General features: G+C 70.8%; 20 protein-coding genes. 6 read left to right on the top strand and 14 right to left on the bottom strand.

The window, feature by feature from the left end:
- Positions 1-45: 45 nt before the first annotated feature.
- Positions 46-279, bottom strand: a complete 234-nt coding sequence (locus ABZ719_RS12210) for a PTS glucose/sucrose transporter subunit IIB (RefSeq protein WP_361055498.1) — start codon at positions 277-279, stop codon at positions 46-48.
- Between the two features lie 192 nt (positions 280-471).
- Here ABZ719_RS12210 and ABZ719_RS12205 point away from each other — a divergent pair, with 192 nt between their 5' ends.
- Both ABZ719_RS12205 and ABZ719_RS12200 read left to right on the top strand, forming a co-directional pair.
- On the top strand, positions 472-1,776 hold the full coding sequence (locus ABZ719_RS12205) for a PTS transporter subunit EIIC (protein ID WP_366725118.1): 1,305 nt from the start codon (positions 472-474) through the stop codon (positions 1,774-1,776).
- A 165-nt stretch (positions 1,777-1,941) separates the two neighbouring features.
- Entirely contained in the window at positions 1,942-3,198 is a 1,257-nt protein-coding gene (locus tag ABZ719_RS12200; protein ID WP_366725117.1) for a PTS transporter subunit EIIC, read from the top strand.
- 85 nt (positions 3,199-3,283) lie between these two features.
- Here the strand turns inward: ABZ719_RS12200 and ABZ719_RS12195 are convergent, their stop codons facing one another.
- A complete protein-coding gene (locus ABZ719_RS12195) occupies positions 3,284-4,036 on the bottom strand; it encodes an MBL fold metallo-hydrolase (protein ID WP_366725116.1) in 753 nt (250 codons plus the stop codon).
- A gap of 212 nt (positions 4,037-4,248) precedes the next feature.
- Between ABZ719_RS12195 and ABZ719_RS12190 the strand changes: the two genes are divergently transcribed.
- The gene (locus tag ABZ719_RS12190) at positions 4,249-4,704 is read left to right on the top strand and encodes a type II toxin-antitoxin system PemK/MazF family toxin (protein WP_366725115.1); all 456 of its coding nucleotides are present in this window, start codon (positions 4,249-4,251) and stop codon (positions 4,702-4,704) included.
- Between the two features lie 122 nt (positions 4,705-4,826).
- Here the strand turns inward: ABZ719_RS12190 and ABZ719_RS12185 are convergent, their stop codons facing one another.
- The 9 genes from ABZ719_RS12185 to clpS form a co-directional block, all read right to left on the bottom strand.
- Positions 4,827-5,321, bottom strand: a complete 495-nt coding sequence (locus ABZ719_RS12185; RefSeq protein WP_366725114.1) for a hypothetical protein — start codon at positions 5,319-5,321, stop codon at positions 4,827-4,829.
- Between the two features lie 169 nt (positions 5,322-5,490).
- Positions 5,491-7,566, bottom strand: coding sequence for a putative Ig domain-containing protein (locus ABZ719_RS12180; protein WP_366725113.1), 2,076 nt, complete (start codon positions 7,564-7,566; stop codon positions 5,491-5,493).
- A 289-nt stretch (positions 7,567-7,855) separates the two neighbouring features.
- Positions 7,856-8,806, bottom strand: a complete 951-nt coding sequence (locus ABZ719_RS12175) for a cysteine synthase (RefSeq protein ID WP_366725112.1) — start codon at positions 8,804-8,806, stop codon at positions 7,856-7,858.
- 15 nt (positions 8,807-8,821) lie between these two features.
- The gene (locus ABZ719_RS12170; RefSeq protein ID WP_366725111.1) at positions 8,822-9,100 is read right to left on the bottom strand and encodes a MoaD/ThiS family protein; all 279 of its coding nucleotides are present in this window, start codon (positions 9,098-9,100) and stop codon (positions 8,822-8,824) included.
- Between the two features lie 120 nt (positions 9,101-9,220).
- Positions 9,221-9,316 (bottom strand): putative leader peptide, encoded by a 96-nt coding sequence (locus ABZ719_RS12165; protein WP_366725110.1) that lies wholly within the window; start codon positions 9,314-9,316, stop codon positions 9,221-9,223.
- A 90-nt stretch (positions 9,317-9,406) separates the two neighbouring features.
- Positions 9,407-9,829: a M67 family metallopeptidase gene (locus ABZ719_RS12160; protein ID WP_366725109.1), complete on the bottom strand. Its 423-nt coding sequence runs from the start codon at positions 9,827-9,829 to the stop codon at positions 9,407-9,409.
- Between the two features lie 137 nt (positions 9,830-9,966).
- Positions 9,967-11,388 carry an amino acid permease gene (locus tag ABZ719_RS12155; protein WP_366725108.1) on the bottom strand — a complete coding sequence of 474 codons (1,422 nt, stop codon included), beginning with the start codon at positions 11,386-11,388 and terminating at the stop codon, positions 9,967-9,969.
- A 356-nt stretch (positions 11,389-11,744) separates the two neighbouring features.
- Positions 11,745-12,353, bottom strand: coding sequence for a DUF2017 domain-containing protein (locus ABZ719_RS12150; protein ID WP_366725107.1), 609 nt, complete (start codon positions 12,351-12,353; stop codon positions 11,745-11,747).
- 66 nt (positions 12,354-12,419) lie between these two features.
- Positions 12,420-12,737 carry an ATP-dependent Clp protease adapter ClpS gene (clpS, locus tag ABZ719_RS12145; protein ID WP_037853313.1) on the bottom strand — a complete coding sequence of 106 codons (318 nt, stop codon included), beginning with the start codon at positions 12,735-12,737 and terminating at the stop codon, positions 12,420-12,422.
- An 88-nt stretch (positions 12,738-12,825) separates the two neighbouring features.
- Here clpS and ABZ719_RS12140 point away from each other — a divergent pair, with 88 nt between their 5' ends.
- Both ABZ719_RS12140 and ABZ719_RS12135 read left to right on the top strand, forming a co-directional pair.
- Complete coding sequence (locus ABZ719_RS12140; protein WP_366725106.1) at positions 12,826-14,172, top strand: nicotinate phosphoribosyltransferase; 1,347 nt, start codon at positions 12,826-12,828, stop codon at positions 14,170-14,172.
- Between the two features lie 253 nt (positions 14,173-14,425).
- Positions 14,426-15,013 (top strand): isochorismatase family protein, encoded by a 588-nt coding sequence (locus ABZ719_RS12135; protein ID WP_366725105.1) that lies wholly within the window; start codon positions 14,426-14,428, stop codon positions 15,011-15,013.
- Positions 15,014-15,032: 19 nt separating this feature from the next.
- Here the strand turns inward: ABZ719_RS12135 and ABZ719_RS12130 are convergent, their stop codons facing one another.
- Both ABZ719_RS12130 and ABZ719_RS12125 read right to left on the bottom strand, forming a co-directional pair.
- Positions 15,033-15,380, bottom strand: coding sequence for a hypothetical protein (locus ABZ719_RS12130; protein WP_366725104.1), 348 nt, complete (start codon positions 15,378-15,380; stop codon positions 15,033-15,035).
- A 121-nt stretch (positions 15,381-15,501) separates the two neighbouring features.
- On the bottom strand, positions 15,502-17,850 hold the full coding sequence (locus tag ABZ719_RS12125; RefSeq protein ID WP_366725103.1) for an immune inhibitor A domain-containing protein: 2,349 nt from the start codon (positions 17,848-17,850) through the stop codon (positions 15,502-15,504).
- A gap of 389 nt (positions 17,851-18,239) precedes the next feature.
- Here ABZ719_RS12125 and ABZ719_RS12120 point away from each other — a divergent pair, with 389 nt between their 5' ends.
- On the top strand, positions 18,240-18,566 hold the full coding sequence (locus tag ABZ719_RS12120) for a hypothetical protein (protein WP_366725102.1): 327 nt from the start codon (positions 18,240-18,242) through the stop codon (positions 18,564-18,566).
- A gap of 41 nt (positions 18,567-18,607) precedes the next feature.
- Here ABZ719_RS12120 and ABZ719_RS12115 read toward each other — a convergent pair whose 3' ends face one another.
- Positions 18,608-19,567, bottom strand: coding sequence for an RDD family protein (locus ABZ719_RS12115; protein WP_366725101.1), 960 nt, complete (start codon positions 19,565-19,567; stop codon positions 18,608-18,610).
- Positions 19,568-19,814: the final 247 nt, after the last annotated feature.

The following is a 19,814-nucleotide window of genomic DNA, read 5'->3' as shown; positions in this document are numbered from 1 at the left end:
CCCTTGAGGGTGAACCGCCGGGTCCTCGGGCGGGACCCGGGGGGGTCACATCATGTCTTCGATGTCCGCGGCGATCGGGTCGGCGTCGGTGCCGATGACGACCTGGATGGCGTTGCCCATCTTGACGACGCCGTGGGCGCCGGCGGCCTTGAGGGCGGCCTCGTCGACCTTGCTCGGGTCGACGACTTCGGTGCGGAGGCGGGTGATGCAGCCCTCGACCTCTTCGATGTTCTCGATGCCGCCGAGCCCGGCAACGATCTTCTCAGCCTTGCTGGCCATGTTCTGTCTCCCTGATCCGAACCGCTTTGTCGCAGTAACCCACAGTTGGCCCATCTTCGCGAGCGGTCGCGCCGTGGGTGCCCGATGATGGCGTTCACGACAGCGGAACCGTCCGTCAACTGGTCTACACCACCGTTGGCGCGGTGGCCAAACGCGGTGCGGCGCCGTGGAGCGGAGCCTCGGGAGGGCGTCATGAGTGCCGGCAGCGCGGGCGGTGCGGACGTCGGGGCCTCTCCTGTGCGGGAGCGCTGGAACGTCCTGTTCCAGGGCTTGCAGAAGATGGGCCGCAGTCTCCAGTTGCCGATCGCGGTGCTGCCGGCCGCGGGGATCCTGAACCGGCTGGGGCAGCCGGACGTGTTCGGCGAGGACGGGCTGGGCTGGGTCGGCGTCTCGAAGGTGATGGCGGGGGCGGGCGGCGCGCTGCTCGACGGGCAGCTGGGGCTGCCGATGCTGTTCTGCGTCGGTGTGGCGATCGGGATGGCGAAGAAGGCGGACGGTTCGACGGCGCTGGCGGCGGTGACGGGGTTCCTCGTCTACTACAACGTGCTGCACCAGTTCCCGGCGACGTGTCCGGCGGGGGCGCGGGTGAGCGCGACGGGGTGCCAGGCGGCGGACGGGACGGTGACGGCGTTCACTTTCCAGAATCCGGGAATCTTCGGCGGCATCGTGCTGGGGCTGCTGTCCGCCTTCTTCTGGCGGCGTTTCCACCGTACGAGGCTGGTGGACTGGCTCGGTTTCTTCAACGGGCGGCGGCTGGTGCCGATCGTCATGGCGTTCGTGGCGATCCTGTTCGCCGCCCTGTGCCTGTGGGTGTGGCCGCCGGTCGGCCGGGGTCTGGAGAGTTTCAGCGACTGGCTGAGCGCCGCCGGGGCGTGGGGCGCGGGTGTCTTCGGGCTGGCGAACCGGGCGTTGCTGGTGATCGGTCTGCACCAGTTCCTGAACGTGCCGATCTGGTTCCAGTTCGGCAGTTACACCAAGCCGGACGGGACGGTGGTGCACGGCGACATCAACATGTTCCTGGCGGGCGACCCGCACGCGGGGCAGTTCACCTCGGGTTTCTTCCCGATCATGATGTTCGCGCTGCCGGCCGCGGCGCTGGCGATCACGCACACCGCCCGGCCCGGCCGGCGCAAGGAGGTCGGCGGACTGATGCTGTCGGTGGCGCTGACGTCGTTCGTCACGGGGATCACCGAGCCGCTGGAGTACTCGTTCCTGTTCATCGCCCCGGTGCTGTACGCGGTGCACGCGGTGCTGACGGGGGTCTCGATGGCGGTGACGTGGGCGCTGGGCGTGCACGACGGGTTCAGTTTCTCGGCGGGGCTGATCGACTACGTCATCAACTGGAACCTGGCGACCCGGCCGTGGGCGATCGTCCCGATCGGCCTGGGCTTCGCCGTGGTGTACTACGGGGTCTTCCGATTTGCCATCACGAAGTTCGATCTGAAGACTCCTGGGCGGGAGCCCGAGGACCAGGTCGAGGACACCACGAAGGCCTGACGGGTCGAACCGGCGCGAAAGCGGCGCGGGAGAACCCTCGGGAGCCCGCACGGCGCGTAGTGGTCCGGTCGCGTTTTCGCGGGTTCCTTACGCCACCTTCATCGTGCTACAACAGGTCTACACCACTGAGTGGTGTAGACCACCACCCGATGGAGGACGGACGTTATGAGCACCGCCACCGCCGAGTCGACGGCGGCCCCCGCAAAGAAGCGGGGATCAGGCCTGTTCCAGGGCCTGCAGAAGGTCGGCCGAAGCCTGCAGCTTCCGATCGCCGTGCTGCCGGCGGCCGGCATCATGGTCCGGCTGGGCCAGGACGACATCTTCGGCAAGGACGGCCTGGGCTGGGACAAGGTCGCCGCCGTGTTCAACAACGCGGGCGGCGCGCTGACCGGCTCCCTGCCGATCCTCTTCTGCATCGGTGTGGCGATCGGCTTCGCCAAGAAGTCGGACGGTTCGACCGCGCTGGCCGCGGTGGTGGGCTTCCTCGTCTACAGCAAGGTCCTCGAGGCCTTCCCCCTGACCGAGCAGCACATCGAGAAGGGGAAGATCGTCGAGGCCAGCTACAACAACCCGGGTGTGCTCGGCGGCATCATCATGGGTCTGCTGGCCGCGGTGCTGTGGCAGCGCTTCCACCGCACCAAGCTGGTGGACTGGCTCGGCTTCTTCAACGGCCGCCGTCTGGTGCCGATCATCATGGCCTTCGTCGGCATCGTGGTGGGTGTCGTCTTCGCCCTGATCTGGAAGCCGATCGGCACCGGCATCAGCGACTTCGGCAACTGGATGACCGGCCTCGGCTCGGGCGGCGCCGCCCTCTTCGGCGGCGTGAACCGCGCGCTGATCCCGGTCGGCATGCACCAGTTCGTGAACACGATCTCCTGGTTCCAGCTCGGCAGCTTCACCGACGCCGCCGGCCAGGTCTGGCAGGGTGACATCCCGCGCTTCATGCACGGTGACCCGTCCGCCGGTCTCTTCCAGTCCGGCTTCTTCCCGATCATGATGTTCGGCCTGCCGGCCGCCGCGCTCGCCATCGCGCACTGCGCCCGTCCCGAGCGCCGCAAGGTCGTGCTCGGCATGATGATCTCCCTGGCCGCGACCTCGTTCGTCACCGGTGTCACCGAGCCGATCGAGTTCTCCTTCATGTTCATCGCGCCGGTGCTGTACGTGCTGCACGCCGTGCTCACCGCCGCGTCGATGGCCATCACCTGGGGCCTGGGCGTGCACGACGGCTTCAACTTCTCCGCCGGCTTCATCGACTACGCGCTGAACTGGCACCTGGCGACGAAGCCGTGGCTGATCATCCCGATCGGACTGGTCTTCGCGGTCATCTACTACGTGACCTTCCGCTTCGCCATCATCAAGTTCAACCTCCCCACCCCGGGCCGCGAGCCCGAGGAGGAGGTGGAGGACCTCACCAAGGCGTGAGCCTCCGCGGAACGTGACGAGGCCCCCCGAGCCGCGGCTCGGGGGGCCTCTTCGTGCGCCGGCGGACGGCCGCCCGCCGCCCGCCTCAGATCTCGTACGTCGCCCCGGGCGCCGCCAGTTCGACCGGGCCGTCGTAGACCGCACGGGCGTCGGTGAGGTTGATCTGGGGGTCGGTCCACGGCGGGATGTGGGTGAGGACCAGGCGGCGGGCGCGGGCGCGGGCGGCCGCCTCGCCGGCCTCCCGGCCGTTGAGGTGGAGGTCGGGGATGTTCTCCTTGCCGTCCGTGAAGGCCGCCTCGCACAGGAACAGGTCGGCGTCCCGGGCGAGTTCCTCCAGCGCCTCGCTGGTGCCGGTGTCCCCGGAGTACGTCAGCGTCCGGCCGCCGTGTTCGAGCCGGATGGCGTACGCCTCCACGGGGTGGGCGACCCGCTCGGTGTGCACGGTGAAGGGGCCGATGTCGAAGGTGCCCGGCTTGACCGTGTGGAAGTCGAAGACCTCGCTCATCGAGGAGGCGGTGGGCGTGTCGGCGTAGGCCGTGGTCAGCCGGTGCTCGGTGCCCTCGGGGCCGTGGACCGGGAGGGGGGCGCAGCGTCCGCCGTCGTGCCGGTAGTAGCGCGCGACGAAGTAGGCGCACATGTCGATGCAGTGGTCGGCGTGCAGGTGGCTCAGGAAGATCGCGTCGAGGTCGTAGAGACCGCAGTGGCGCTGCAGCTCGCCGAGGGCACCGTTGCCCATGTCGAGGAGCAGCCGGAAGCCGTCGGCCTCTACGAGGTAGCTCGAGCAGGCCGATTCCGCGGACGGGAACGACCCCGAGCAGCCGACGACGGTGAGCTTCATGGAGCAGAAACCTCCGCTGGCGGGAAAGATACAGAAGGTGACGGGGGTCGTGCGGTCCGTCGAGCGTAAGGCGCGCGGGGGCGGGTCGCTCCTTCGGCAAGGGCGGTTGTGGGCGAACTCACCTGTGGTGTCACCGGTTCGGCTGGACGTGGGGCGCATGGGGTGCGGAAGAGGGCGCGCACGGACCCCTGCGCGCCGGTAACGTCGTCCTTATGGACACGTCCTGGTGGCTGGCGCTCGCGGCGGTGGTACTGCTGGCGCTCGTCGCCACGCTCGTCGACGGGTGGGGCCGGGGCCGCCGCCCCGCGGGGCGCAGGTCCCGTCCGCCGGGGCGTCCGGAGGGCCGGGGCGCCGTGGCGCGTCCGCGGCCCGCGGAGATCTGGTGGGCGAACGTGCCCTACGAGGAGGGTCCGGGGTCGAAGGACCGGCCCTGTCTGGTGCTGTCCGTGCACGGCAAGCGCGCCCGGGTCGCGAAGATCATCAGCAGGTACCGCGACGAGCGGGCGGGGGTGATCCCGTTGCCGCCCGGCTCGGTGGGGGACGCGCAGGGGCGGACGAGCTTCCTGGAGACCGACGAGGTGCGGGAGGTGCCCGTGTGGGACTTCCGGCGCCGGGTGGGGGTCGTGGACCCGGTGCTCTGGGACCAGGTGCGCTACCTGGCCGGGTGAGGCGTCCGGCGGCGACCGCCCGTACACCGTTGACCTCCCGTTCCCGCCGCGGACCGCCGGTACGCCGTGCACCGCCCGTACGCCGTGCACCCCCTCCGGGCCGTGAACCGCCCGTACGTCTGTCATGGCTTCGCCACCTTCACGGTGACCGTCCACTCCTGGATGCCCTGGCAGGAGATCCTGCCGGGGACGGTGGCGCACAGGGGGCGGGAGGCGGTGAGGCGGGCGGTGCCGGGGGCCGTGGCGGTGTAGGCGGCGAGGGCGTCGCCGGGCAGGATCACGATGCCGGCGTCGGCTCCCTCGAGGACGGTGCCGGTGGCCTTGACCGGGGTCCAGGGGCGTTCCTTGGTGCCGTCCAGGGTCAGGCGCAGGTGGCCGCCGACGGTGAGGCACACGGTGCGGCCGGAGTCGGCGGCGGTGAGGTCGGCGTGGGCGGTGCAGCCCGGCGCGGACGGCTGGGCGGCGGAGGGGGACGCGCCGCCGCTCCCGGTGGCCGTGGCACTCGCCGGTCCCCCGGTGTCCTTGCCGTCCTGCTGTGTGCCGCAGCCGGCGAGGAGCAGGGCGGCCGCCGCCGCGGCGGTCGCGGCGGTGGTGCGGTGGAGCGTCGTACGGCGCATGGGGCGTCCGCCTTTCTGCAGTCCCGTTCCGGGTGCCCGGTGGGCCGGGGACCCGGTGCCCTGGTGCCGATGTGACGTTCCTCCAGCACATCAGGATCCCCGCGCACGCGCACGCCGGGGCCCCGGCCGGATCACCGGCCGGGGCCCCTCCCCCGCTGCGCCCGGTGGCTCAGCTGGTGCTCAGTGCCGTGTCGTCGACGACGAAGCTGGTCTGCAGGGAGGAGTCCTCCGTACCGCCGAACTTCAGCGTGACCGTGGAGCCCGCCAGGGAGGACAGGTCGAGGGACTTCTGGGCGTAGCCGGAGGCCGCGTCGGCGTTGGAGTACGTCGCCAGGGTCTTCGAGCCCGCGGTCACCGTCAGCTTGTCGTAGGCGGTGCTGCCGCTCTCCGCGGTGTCTATGTGCAGGTAGAAGGTGAGGACGGCCTTGCAGCCGGCCGGGATCGTCACCGTCTGGGACAGGGTGTCGGTGTGCGAGGTGCCGTAGCCGTCGAGCCACGCCTTGTAGGAGCCGCTGTGGGCGGGCTCGCCGCTGTCGGTGGTGATGACGCCGCTGGAGGCGGTCCAGGAGGCGGTGCCGGACTCGAAGCCCGGGTTGGCCAGCAGCTGGGACGCGGTGCAGGTGCCGCCCCCGCCGGTGCCGACCGTCCAGGTGAACGAGGTGGAGCCGGACGCGCCGGTGGAGTCGGTCGCGGTGACGGTGACCTGGTAGGTGCCGGCGGTGGAGGCGGTGCCGGTGATCAGGCCGGTGGAGCTGTTGACGGACAGGCCGGCGGGCAGGCCGGTGGCGCGGTAGGTCAGGGCCCCGCCCGCGCTGTCGGTGGCCCTGATCTGGAGGCTGACCGAGCCGCCGGTGGTGGTCGACTGGCTGCCGGGGTTGGTGACGGTCACCGTGTTGCCGGTGCCGCCGCCACCGGACGTGAAGGCGGTCGTGCCGTTCGGGGTGCCCCAGCCGGTCGGGCCGTCGTAGCCGGCGGCCGCCTTGCAGAAGTACGCGGTGGAGCAGGAGCCGTTGGAGCCGCTGGTCACGTCGTACAGGTTGCCGGTGTGGGTGTAGGGGTACTTCGCCGGGTAGTCGCTCGCGCCCGGGGTGCCCGCGAGGGCGTAGACGCCGGCGATGATCGGGGCGGAGGCGCTGGTGCCGCCGTAGACCGCCCAGCCGGAGCCGCCGTAGGTGTCGTAGACGGCGACGCCGGTGGCCGGGTCGGCGACCGCGGAGACGTCGGCCTCCATGCGCTTGGCGCAGCCGGTGTCGGTCTGCCAGCTCGGCTTGGGGTCGTAGGCCGAGCAGCCGGAGCCGGTGCCTTCGGTGGAGTTGGTGTTCCACACCGACTCGCTCCAGCCGCGGGAGGTGGAGGAGGCGGTGAGGGCGGTGCCGCCGACGGCGGTCACGTACTGGGAGGTCGCCGGGTACTCGGCGCCGTAGCCGGAGTCGCCGGCGGAGACGGTGATCGCGACGCCCGGGTGCTTGAAGTACTGGGTGTCCTCGGTGGTCTGCGAGGACGCCTCGGAGCCGCCCCAGCTGTTGGAGACGAACTTGGCGCCCAGGGCGACGGCCTCGTTCTCGGCGATGCCGAGGTCGGTGTCGTTCGCGGAGTTCGCCTCGACCAGGATGATGCTGCAGTTCGGGCAGACCGCGCTGACCATGTCGATGTCGAGCGCTTCCTCACCGGCCCAGCCGCTGTCGTTGGCCGGCAGGGACGTGGTGGAGCCGGTCTGGCTGACCTGCTTGAAGCAGCCGTTGGCCTTGGTGCAGGCCGACAGGCCGTACGTCGAGCGGTAGGTGGCCAGGTCGGACTCGGCGTTGGGGTCGTTGTAGGCGTCGACCACGGCGACCGTCAGGCCGGAGCCGCCCGTGCTGGGCAGGTTGTAGGCGCTGTGCAGGTTGGCCGGGGAGAGGCCGGAGGGCGCCGCGGCGGCGAGCGCGGAGGCGAGCCGCTGCTTGATGTCGGTGCGGCGCTGGGCGAAGCAGGAGGCCTCGCCGGGCCGGGCGTCGGCGCACAGCCGGGTGGTGGGGACCTTCTGGCCGGCCTTGCCGGTGGTGTGGAAGGTCTGCCGCTCGGGGGCCGTGAGGGCCCGCGCGTTCTGGGCGGCCCGGGTGGTGTGGGGGTGGGCGCCGGCGGGCTGGGCCGCACCGGCGGTCGGGGCCGCGACGAACCCGGTGACCGTGAGGGCGAGGGCGGGGAAGGCGACGGCGAGGAGTCTGCGCAGACTCCGTCTCCGGCTGCTCGGGCGTGACTCACGCATGACGGTACTGCCTCCGTTGACGTGGGGATGCGCACTGGTCGGGCAGCCCGTGACGCGCGTAGCGGCGGCGACCGCGCAGTCATGAGCATGACACCTGACACCCCGGGATCTCACGTGTTCGTGACATGTCAGGGTGCGCCAGGAACGTAGCCCCGGGCCGCCGGGACGCGGCAGTACCGGAGGGAATTCTTTGCCCCTCCATAGGATGAGATTGGCCCCCTCGTGGGAGGGGGCTGGGGCGTGCTTGAGACGGGCCGGACCCCTCCGCGGGAGGGGCCCGGGGCGGACGTCAGGCCCAGAGCTGGCCCTGGAGCGTCGCGATGGCCTCCTCGGTGGTGGCCGCCGTGTAGACCCCGGTGGACAGGTACTTCCAGCCGCCGTCGGCGACGACGAAGACGATGTCGGCGCTCTCCCCCGCCGCCACTGCCTTGCGGCCGACGCCGATCGCCGCGTGCAGCGCGGCGCCGGTGGAGACGCCCGCGAAGATGCCCTCCTGCTGCAGGAGTTCACGGGTGCGGGTGACCGCGTCGGCGGAGCCGACCGAGAAGCGGGTGGTGAGCACGGAGGCGTCGTACAGCTCGGGGACGAAGCCCTCGTCGAGGTTGCGCAGGCCGTACACCAGGTCGTCGTAGCGCGGTTCGGCGGCGACGATCCGCACGTCCGGCTTGTGCTCGCGCAGATAGCGCCCGACGCCCATCAGCGTGCCGGTGGTGCCCAGGCCCGCCACGAAGTGGGTGACGGAGGGCAGGTCGGCGAGGATCTCCGGACCGGTCGTCGCGTAGTGGGCGCCGGCGTTGTCCGGGTTGCCGTACTGGTAGAGCATCACCCAGTCGGGGTGTTCGGCGGACAGCTCCTTGGCGACCCGCACGGCGGTGTTGGAGCCGCCCGCGGCCGGGGAGGAGATGATCTCCGCCCCCCACATGCCGAGCAGGTCCCGGCGCTCCTGGGAGGTGTTCTCGGGCATCACGCACACCATGCGGTAGCCCTTGAGCTTGGCCGCCATGGCGAGCGAGATGCCGGTGTTGCCGCTGGTCGGTTCGAGGATCGTGCAGCCCGGGGTGAGACGGCCGTCCTTCTCCGCCTGCTCGATCATGTGCAGGGCGGGGCGGTCCTTGACCGAGCCGGTCGGGTTGCGGTCCTCCAGCTTCGCCCAGATGCGGACGTCGGCGGACGGCGACAGCCGCGGCAGGCGCACCAGGGGGGTGTTGCCCACCGCGGCCAGCGGGGAGTCGTAGCGCATCGCTGCTCAGCGGCCTCAGCGCATGCCGCCGGCGACGGCCGGCAGGATCGTCACGTTGTCGCCGTCGGCGAGCTTGGTGTTGATGCCGTCCAGGAAGCGGACGTCCTCGTCGTTCAGGTAGACGTTGACGAAGCGGCGCAGCTGCTCACCGTCCACGATGCGCGCCTGGATGCCCGGGTGCCGGGCCTCGAGGTCGGCGAAGAGCGCGGCGAGGGTCTCCCCGTTGCCCTCCACCGCCTTCTGCCCGTCGGTGTAGGTGCGGAGGATGGTCGGGATGCGGACCTCGATGGCCATGGTTGCGGGCTCCTGTCAGGAAGGTGTCGTCGGATCGGGGGGCGCGCGTCGTGAGGCCCCCAGGCGTTCGCCCCTGGGGGAGCGCCGCGGCTCACGGCCGTACGGCGGCGGCAGGGAACGTCAACAGATGGCGCTGTTCAACCTGCACAGGTCGACGTGCAGCCGCGCCACGAGCAGCATGCCCGGGATGTCGTCGCTCACGTCGTGAAGAACCATGGGCTCATCGTATCGATTCCCGGTCCGGTCCCCGGAGTGTGATCTCATCCTTCGGACGGAATCCATCCGACTCGCGAGACGGCGGCCGGTTCAGTACGCCTCGACGACCTTCACCTCCTCCTCGGTGACCTCGCCCTCCACGATGCGGAACGAGCGGAACTGGAACTCGCCCGCGCCGTCGGTGTCGGCGGTGGACACCAGGACGTAGTGGGCGCCGGGCTCGTTGGCGTAGGAGATGTCGGTGCGGGAGGGGTGGGCCTCGGTGGCCGTGTGGGAGTGGTAGATGATCACCGGCTCCTCGTCGCGGTCGTCCATCTCGCGGTAGAGCTTGAGGAGGTCCTGCGAGTCGAACTCGTAGAAGGTGGGCGAGCGGGCCGCGTTCAGCATGGGGATGAACCGCTCGGGGCGGCCGGCGCCGACGGGTCCCGCGACCACGCCGCACGCCTCGTCGGGGTGGTCGGCTCGGGCGTGGGCGACGATCTGGTCGTAGAGCGCCTGGGTGAGGGTCAGCATGGGCCAAAGGATAGACAGAGGGCCGCCCCGTACCGGGGAGTGGTACGGAACGGCCCACATGACGGACGTCCTGAGCGGCGGCCGGAGCGGGTTCCACGAGAATCCGCCCCGGCCGGACGTCCGGGTTCCGGTGCCGGTCAGCGCCTGCGGAAGGCGGCGGCCTCCGGGTTGCGGCGCTTGAGCACCAGGTAGGCGACGGCGAGGACCAGGCCCCACAGCGGCGCGCAGTACAGCGAGACGCGGGCGTCCTTGTCGATGCCCATCAGCACGATGACCATGCCGATGAAGGCGAGCGCGAACCAGCTGGCGAACGGGGCTCCGGGGGCGCGGAACTCCGACTTGGGCAGCTCCCCGCGGTCGGACCTGGCGCGGTAGCGGATCTGGCAGACCAGGATGACGATCCAGGCCCACATGCCGGAGATGGTGGCGAAGGAGACGACGTAGTCGAACGCCTTGCCCGGCCACTGGTAGTTGATCCACACGCCGACCAGCATCAGCGCGGCGGAGAACGTCGTGCCGATGAGCGGGGTGCCGCTGCGGGTCAGCCTGGTGAAGAACTGCGGGCCCTGGCTGTTGAGCGCGAGGTCGCGCAGCATGCGGCCGGTGGAGTACATGCCGGAGTTGCAGGAGGACAGGGCGGCGGTCAGGACGACGAAGTTGACGATGCCGGCGCCGGCGGGCAGGCCCATCTTCTGGAAGGCGACCACGAAGGGGCTCGCGCCGGCGTGGAAGCTCGTCCACGGCACGACCGACAGGATCATGATCAGCGCGCCGATGTAGAAGACGGCGATGCGCCACGGCACGGTGTTGATGGCCCGGGGCAGCACCTTCCTCGGGTCCTTGGACTCGCCCGCGGTGACGCCGACCAGCTCGACGGCGAGGAAGGCGAACATGACCATCTGGAGGGTCATCAGCGTGCTGCCGACGCCGTGCGGGAAGAAGCCGCCCTGGTTCCACAGGTGCGCCACGGTGGCGGTGTCGCCGGCGTCGGAGAAGCCGATCGTCAGGATGCCCGCGCAGATCAGGATCATGCCGATGATGGCGGTGACCTTGACCATGGAGAACCAGAACTCCAGCTCGCCGAAGAGCTTCACGGAGATCAGGTTGGCGCCGTAGAGGACGACGGTGAAGACCAGGGCCGAGACCCACTGCGGGATCGAGAACCAGTACGTCATGTAGGCCGCCGCTGCGGTGACCTCGGTGATGCCGGTGACGACCCAGAACAGCCAGTACGTCCAGCCGGTCACGAAGCCCGCGAAGGGGCCGATGAACTCGCGGGCGTACTCGGAGAAGGAACCGGAGACCGGGCGGTACATCAGCAGCTCGCCGAGCGCCCGCATGATGAGGAAGATGACGAAGCCGGCCACCGCGTAGGCGAGGATCAGGCTGGGTCCGGCCTTGGAGATGCCCTTGCCCGCACCGAGGAACAGGCCGGTGCCGATGGCGCCGCCGATGGCGATCATCTGGATCTGCCGGGCGCCGAGCCCGCGCTGGTACCCCTCGCCGTCCTGCACGGCCTCTTTGCCGCCGTGGTCTTGCTCGACCTGCGCTGAGGTCATGTGTCGTGCGCCTTTCTCCATGCCGACCCGGGCCGTTCGTCGGCCGCGGATCGGGTCTCGATCCCCCCGGACTGAAATGGAGTGAGCGGGCCCGGTCTCACCGGACTCGTTCATGCCTGGCCGGCGGTTGCCGGCTCGGTGGCGCACCCGGGCGAACGTGGGTGGTGTTCGCCGGGCGGTCGTGAAGATTTATCACGGCCGCACCAAAGATCGCAGGGTGACTTGTGGCACACGGCACAAGGAGAAGCGGACAAAACCCACCCGAACGGCTTATACCGTCGGGCCGTATTGACGCGATCGTTATGCGGATTTGAGCGTCCTCTGAGCGAACACGCAATCCGTGCAGACCGGTGGAATCAGGGCATGAGGGTGGAGACGAGGGTCTCCTGGAGGCCGCCCAGCCACAGGTACGCCATCACCATCGGCTTGCGCGGGTCCTCGTCCGGCAGCCGGTAGAGGTCGTCCGCCTCGTCCTCGTCGCCGATCTCCAGCCGGGAGGCGATGGCCAGGCGCAGGTCGTTGAGGGCGCCCAGCCAGCGCCGGGACTCCTCCTGCGACAGCTTCAGCACCGCCCCGCCCGCACCGGCGGCCGACAGCTCGTTGAGCGAGTGGATCACCGCGAGGGCGTTCTCGCGCTTGCCCGCGCGCAGGTCGTTCTCGGTGTAGCGGCGGAACTCCGAGGCGTGCGCGCGCTGCTCGGCGGCCTCCTCGGCACTGGCGGGCGGCTGCTCCGGATCGCCGTAGGCGTCCGGGAAGAGCCGCCTGAGCACCGGGTCGGCGGGCGGCTCGCTCGGGCCCTCGGCGAACAGCTCGGCCAGCGGGTCGGCGGGTTTCTCGTCCTCGGCCGGGCCGGGGCCGATCAGCTCCAGGAGCTGCACCGCCAGCGAGCGGATGATGGAGATCTCGACGTCGTCGAGGGCGACGGCCGCGCCGCCGCCGGGGAGCGGTTCGAAGTGTCCAGGCATGGAGGGGGTTCGCTGCTTCCGGTCCGGGCTCGTCGTCGGCGCCGGGCGCGCCGCACGTTCACGTGGCTACTTGCGGTCCTGCTGGAGGGTGGCCCACAGACCGTAGCCGTGCATGGCCTGGACGTCCCGTTCCATCTCCTCGCGGGTGCCGCTGGAGACGACCGCCCGGCCCTTGTGGTGGACGTCGAGCATGAGCTTGGTGGCCTTGTCCTTCGAGTACCCGAAGTACGTCTGGAAGACATAGGTGACGTAGCTCATCAGATTGACGGGATCGTTGTGGACGATCGTCACCCAGGGGACGTCGGGCTCGGGTACGGCGAAGACCTCCTCCGCCGGCTCGGTCTTCTCGATCTCGATGGGTGCGGCTGCCGTCACATGGCCCATGCTGCCACCACAGGGGGGTGGGAGCACAAATGAGCAGGCCGCATCCGCAAATCGTCAGACTGACGAAATGGGAGTACGATTCTCGGTCATGAACACAGCGGACCTTGGGCTGCCGGTGGACGTTCCCTCGACGGCGCTCTTCACCGACCACTACGAGCTGACCATGCTGCAGGCCGCCCTGCGGGCCGGGACCGCCGGGCGGCGCAGTGTCTTCGAGGTCTTCACCAGGCGCCTGCCCGAGGGCCGCCGCTACGGCGTCGTGGCCGGAACCGGCCGGGTGCTGGACGCGGTGGAGAACTTCCGCTTCGACGCCGACGTCCTCGGCTTCCTGCGCGAGCGGCGGGTCGTGGACGAGGCGACCCTCCAGTGGCTGGCCGGCTACCGCTTCAGCGGCGACATCTGGGGCTACCCCGAGGGCGAGGTCTACTTCCCCGGCTCGCCGGTGCTGCGGGTGGAGGGCTCCTTCGGCGAGTGCGTGCTGCTGGAGACCGTGATCCTGTCGATCCTCAACCACGACTCCGCCATCGCCGCCGCCGCCTCACGGATGGCCTCGGCCGCCGGGGAGCGCCCGCTGATCGAGATGGGTGCCCGCCGCACCCACGAGCTGGCCGCCGTGGCCGCCTCCCGCGCCGCCTACGTCGGCGGCTTCGCCACCACCTCCGACCTGGCCGCCGGCTTCCGCTACAACATCCCCACCGTCGGCACCTCTGCGCACGCCTTCACCCTGCTGCACGACAACGAGCGCGACGCCTTCCAGGCCCAGGTGGAGTCGCTGGGCCGGGACACGACGCTGCTGGTGGACACCTACGACGTCGCCGAGGCCGTGCGCACGGCCGTGGAGGTGGCCGGGCCCGAGCTGGGCGCGGTGCGCATCGACTCCGGCGACCTGCTGCTGGTCGCGCACCGGGTACGGCAGCAGCTGGACGAGCTGGGCGCCCGGGACACGAAGATCGTCGTGACCTCCGACCTGGACGAGTACGCCATCGCCTCGCTCGCCGCCGCGCCCGTGGACGCGTACGGCGTCGGCACCCAGCTGGTCACCGGGTCCGGGCACCCGACCTGCTCCATGGTCTACAAGCTGGTCGCCCGCGCCGAGTCCGCCGACCCGCGCGCCCCGCTGACGCCGGTGGCGAAGAGGTCCAGCGGCGGCAAGACCTCCATCGGCGGCCGCAAGTGGGCGGCGCGCCGCCTGGACGCGTACGGGATCGCGGAGACCGAGGTGGTGGGCACCGGCGAGGTGCCCACCGACCTGGCCGACCGGCAGTTGCAGGTCGAGCTGGTCAAGGGCGGCGAGGTCGTCGGCCGGGAGCCGCTGGACGTCGTACGGGACCGGCACGTCGCGGCCCGCGCCGGGCTGCCGCTGTCGGCCACCCAGCTCTCGCGCGGGGAACCCGTCCTCCCGACGGAGTACGTCACCGGGGGCTCGGGTAACTAAGAGCTGCGAACAAAAGGGGCGCCCGGCTCGCGCCGCCCGGCACGCACGCTCGCGGCGTCGCCGGAAGGCCCTGGTGGCTCCGCCACAAGGGCCTTCCGGCGCCTTGCGATCGCACGCACCGGACACCGCGAGCTGACCGGACTCCCCTTTCGTCCGCAGCTCTGAAGCGCGTGCCCGCCCCCGCGCCCGCGCCCGTACACCCCCGCCCCCACGACCGACCGACCCGACCGCCGACAGCCGAAGGACACCCACCATGCGCCGCGCCTTGATCGTCGTCGATGTGCAGAACGACTTCTGCGAGGGGGGCAGCCTCGCGGTGGCCGGCGGTGCCGACGTGGCCGCCGCGATCACCGAGCTGATCGGGCAGGCCCCGGCCGGTTACCGGCACGTGGTGGCCACCCGCGACCACCACATCGCCCCCGGCGGGCACTTCGCGGACGACCCCGACTACGTCCGCTCCTGGCCCGCGCACTGCGTGGCGGGCACGGAGGGCGTGGGCTTCCACCCCAACTTCGCGCCCGCCGTCGCCTCCGGCGCGATCGACGCCGTCTTCGACAAGGGCGCGTACTCGGCCGCCTACAGCGGCTTCGAGGGCGCCGACGAGAACGGCGTGCCGCTGGCCGAGTGGCTGCGGGCCAGGGAGATCGACGAGGTCGACGTGGTGGGGATCGCCACCGACCACTGTGTGCGGGCCACCGCGCTGGACGCGGCGCGGGAGGGTTTCCGCACCCAGGTCCTGCTGGACCTCACCGCCGGGGTGTCCGCGCAGAGCACCGAGCGGGCCCTCGAGGAGCTGCGGCGGGCGGGCGTCGAGCTGACGGGCAAGCCCGTCGTCGCCTGACCCGCGCGCGGGCTCCGGCTCACGCCTGCGCGGGCGTGCGGCGGCGCAGCAGGGCCCGGATGGGGTGCCACAGCTCCGGCGGGCCGACGGGAGCGCCGCCGACAGCGTTGTCGGGGGAGGTGCGCCAGACCAGGCCGTCGGGGTGGTGCAGGACCGCGGTGATCTCGTCGGGGCTGGGCGGGGCGGTGTTGCCCCGCAGGTAGACGGCGCGCAGGCCCAGGTTCCGCAGCCGGGTCAGGGCGCGGGCGCGGTTGTGCGCGTGGACGAGCACGCGGACGCCGCCGGGGCCGTCGGGGGCGGGGCTGGGCAGGTTGAGGGCCACCACGACGGTGCCGTTCGGCAGCTTGCTGAAACCTCCTGCGGCCATGCGGTCACATCCCCGTTCCGGTCGGTGTCAATAAGAGAGCCACAGCAGGCACCTAAACACGATCGGCGGCAACCCGCCAGAGGGTTGCCGCCGATACGCGTTTGACCTGTGCTTTTTACCTTTACTTCACCGCGCGGCCGACTTCGAGCTCGATCGTGGAGCCGTCGTGGGCCTCCTTGGTGATCTCGATCCGGGTGTTGGTGTCAGTGATCTTGACACCGCCGGCCGGGTTCGCCGGGTCGTAGTACGTGCTGGTGTGGTCGTTGAAGACCGGCACGCCCTTCGACGACTTGATCCGGGTGGTGACGTCCGCCTTGTGCAGGGTGATGCCGTCGGTGCGGAAGCGGCTGAACGGCGAGTCGTAGGCCTGGACGCGGTTGCGCATCAGGGTGCCGTCGGACCACTTCAGGGCGGTCGGGTGCGAGTCGACCGGGAGGATCAGACCGGTGCCCGGGTGGACGCTGGTGTTGTTGTCCGCCTGGGAGGTGTCGTACTTCCAGATCAGCAGGCCGTTCTGGTAGGGGTAGTGCTCGACCCAGTCGGGGCGCTTGGCCGAACCGAAGTTGTACGGGCCGGTCTTCAGCGTGGTGTCGTACGAGACGTACTGGCGGTTCTCCGCGATGTAGTACTGCTCGTAGTCCTTGGTGAAGGACGCGCCGATGCGGGAGAAGCCCTTCGCCGTCCATGCCGGGTCGGCGGTCTCGGCGTTGTCCGAGAAGAGCGCCGCGCCGTCGGCGGTCAGCGTGATGTCGTCGGCCGCGAAGCCCTTGAGCGCGGCGCCGCCGTCCGTCTGGTAGCGGAAGCGGAGCTGGATCTTCTGGCCCGCGTAGGCGTCCAGCGGGTACGACAGCTTCTTGTAGGCGTCGACCGAACCGGTCAGGGCCGGCTTGTCGCTGCCGTCACGCGGAATGGCCTGGCCGTCCACCGTGCCGTCCAGCGCCGTCCAGTTGGCGCCGCCGTCGGTCGAGACCTCGGTGTAGAGGAAGTCGTAGTTGGCCTCGATGTCGTACCAGCCGTCGAGGGAGAGGGCGGCCGACTTCTTGCCGGTGAGGTCGACGGAGCGGGTCAGGGTGTTCTTCAGGTCGTCGCCGCTGCCGCTCCACCACTGGGTGGCGCCCTGCGCGGGCTTGACGACCTCGGTGGTGACCGCCTTGTCGGGCAGCGAGACCACCACGGCCTGCCGGTACTTGGTGTTGTACTCGGACACACCCAGCTTGTGCCAGGACTTCACGCCCGCCTTGGCGGTGTCGAAGTTCAGCCAGCCGAGCCGCATCTTGTCCCAGGCGTTCATGTCACCGGGCAGGTCGCCGATGGCGTCCTCGCCGCGGCCGAGCCAGGAACCGGAGGACATCAGCGTCCAGAAGCCGGTGGAGTTCTCGCCGCCGGCGGTGTCGTACTCGTCGGGCAGGCCGAGGTCGTGGCCGTACTCGTGCGCGTAGACGCCGAGTCCGCCGTTCTCCGGCTGGATGGTGTAGTCGCCGACCCAGATGCCGGTGTCACCGATCTGCGCGCCGCCGAGCTTGTTGTCCGAGGGGCCGGTGGAGCCGGCGTCGGTGCCGTAGGCGTACCAGCGGTGCGCCCAGATCGCGTCGGTGCCCTGGACGCCGCCGCCCGCGGACTCGTCCTCGCCCGCGTGCACGATCTGGAAGTGGTCGATGTAGCCGTCCGGCTCGTTGAAGTCGCCGTCGCCGTCGTAGTCGTAGCGGTCCCACTGGTCGTACTTGGCCAGGTCCGCCTTGATCGCGGCGTCCGACTTGCCGGCCGCCTTCTGCTGCGCCACCCAGGCGTTGACGCCGTCGCTGACGACGTTCCACACGCTGGAGCAGTTGGTGGATCCGCAGTAGTTCGAGCCGTAACGGGCCTCGTTGTAGGGGACCTTGACCCAGTCCGAGACCTCGCCGTCCACCGAGTAGCGGCCCGAGGACTGCTTCTCGTAGTACTTCTTGACCGACTCGGTGTTCTTGCCGGTGCCGAAGTACAGGTCCTGGAAGTGCTTCTGGTCGTAGTCCTTCTGCCAGGCCGTCGAGTTGTCCTTCTGACGGTCCGGCGCGGCTATCTGGTTGTGCAGCGGCCCGGGGGTGCCTCCGTACTTCGGGTCCGTCTTGTCGCCGAACTCGACCAGGATGGTGAAGATCTTGTCGGTCTTCTCCCGGCCCATCTCGACGTACTTGGTGTCGCCCTTCTTGCCCTTGAGGCCGACGACCTTCGAACCGTTGCGGTCCTGGACCTTGGCCTTGCCGGAGATGACCTGGCTGAGGGCCTCCTGGCGCTGGGCCTCCTGGGTCTTGCTCAGCGGACCGTCGAGGTTGTGCTCGTGCTGTCCGGCCGCCTGCGGGTCGTGCCGGTCCACGGTGGCGGAACCGGCCGTGGTGGCGGCCTCGGCGACGGCGAACGTCGAGAACGTGGCGGTGGCCGCCGCGAGCGCGACACCGATCGCGGCCGCTCTGAACGTCCAGGGTCTACTGGTCACTTGCTGTCCTCCCCTGACGCGTCCGTGCGCGCGGAAGGGGGGTCTCTGAGGCACGAGAAAGTCCGCGCGCGATCAACGCGTGTTAGTCAAGTGACGACATTTGACTAGAGGTTTACGAGAAAAGACAGACCTTGACTTGGACAGTTCAAGTGCACTATGCGGAGACGGCGTTCGCTTTGCGGACGGACGGGGACCGGGACGGGCGGGCACGCCGCGGCCGTGACTCCGTGCGCCCCCCATGCACCGGCACCATGGGTTAGGTCACGCTTACCGGCCGTTCCTCCCGGGCATCCAGGGGATTACAGTCGATTGGCACCACGCCCGGAAGCCGGTGGAAAGCCAGGCCGGCCCGCTGCCGCACCCCGAAATCTTCCGAGGACACGATTGCCATGCCTCGTCCGACCGCCGCACAGCTCGCCTACGGTTCCTGCACCGTGATCTGCTCGACGCTCGCCATGCTGCTGCTGTCGCAGACGAGTTCGGGCGTCGGGATCGCTGTCATCGCCCTCGCGGCCCTCGCGCTGGGGCTCCTGGTCGCCATGACGGTACCGCTGCCGAAGGCGCGCGCCTCGGCCGCGGCGGCGAGCGGGGCTTCCGGGGCCGCCGTCACGGCTCCCGCGGCGGCTCCGGCCGACGGGCAGGCGCGGGTGGCGGCGCGGCGGGAGACCGTCTCGGCCGGTGCGGAGCCGGGCCAGGGTCCGGCGACGGCCGCCTGACGCGGCGCCGGCTCACCGGCCGGTGCCCGCGCCGGCCCGGCTCACCGGCCGGTGCCCGTACTGACCACCACCGTCTTGGCGGCCTTGTCGTGCAGGCCCTGCTTGTAGGGCCGGTCGAAGTAGCTCCAGCCGCCGCAGACCGCGAGCCACAGACAGGCGCAGCAGAACCAGAACGGGATCCAGAGCACCGCGGCGCGCCCCAGTGCGGTGGCGGCGGACGGTGTCGATCCGTCGCTCAGGTCGGCCACCCGCATGCCCAGCCACTTCTTGCCCAGCGTCTGCCCCGACCTGGCGGTCATGAAGGTGTCGTAGGCCAGGTAGAACACGACCCCGACGACCGACTGCCAGATGGAGGTGCCCACCTCGACCTGGTCGGCGTTCATCGTCGACTCGTTGACGCGCAGCGCCCAGGTGACCACCCAGACCACGATGCCCACCAGGATCAGGTCGATGATCCGGGCCAGGGTGCGCCTGCCGCTCTCCGCGAGCGGGGGCATGCCGGCGAGGGGTCCGCCGGGGGGCGGGCCACCGCCGTAGGGACCGCCGCCGTACGGGCCGTCCCCGTACGGACCACCACCACCGTAGGAGCCGCCGCCGTACGGGCCGCCGCCCTCGTGGGAACCTCCGCCGTAGGGGCCGCCGCCGTAGGGGCCGCCGCCCTCGTGGGGGCCACCGCCGTACGGACCTCCGCCTTCGTGGCGACCTCCGCCGTACGGGTCGTCGCCGCTGTCCGGGCTGCCGTCACCGTACGGATCGCCGCCGCTTCCGGAGGGGCCGCTCGCGTACGGGTCGCCGCCGCCGCTGTACGGATTGCCGCCGCCGTGCGGGCTGCCGCCGCTTCCGGAGGGGCCGCTCGTGTACGGGTCACCGGGGCGCGGGTCCTCCGGGTGCGGGTCCCCGCCCTGCGCGCCGTCGCCCGGCCGCGGCGGCGGGCCGCCGGGCAAGGGCGGGGGTCCGGAGCCGGCGGGCGGTTCGGAGCCGGGGGGCGGTTCGCTGCTCATGCGCCGAGTGGATCTCGAACCGGACCGAGCCGCATCCGGCGGGCCTCCGTACGGAGGACAGCGGGCACCCGCCGGGATGACGGCGGGGGCGGCCGGGCGAGGTGACGGCAGGGCTAGGTGACCGCGGGCCGACAGGGCGACGGGCCCATGGGGGGCGGGGGTCGCCAGGGCGGTGGGGCGGCGGCGCGGGTGTCTCGGGCTACATGCACCAGTACGACAACCGCTACCTGTGGATGTCCCTGAAGCG

This window comes from Streptomyces sp. NPDC006743 (genome assembly GCF_040703815.1).
Taxonomy (GTDB): domain Bacteria; phylum Actinomycetota; class Actinomycetes; order Streptomycetales; family Streptomycetaceae; genus Streptomyces.
Note: the sequence above shows the minus strand (reverse complement) of the source record. Positions and strands in the feature narration are given on the sequence as shown.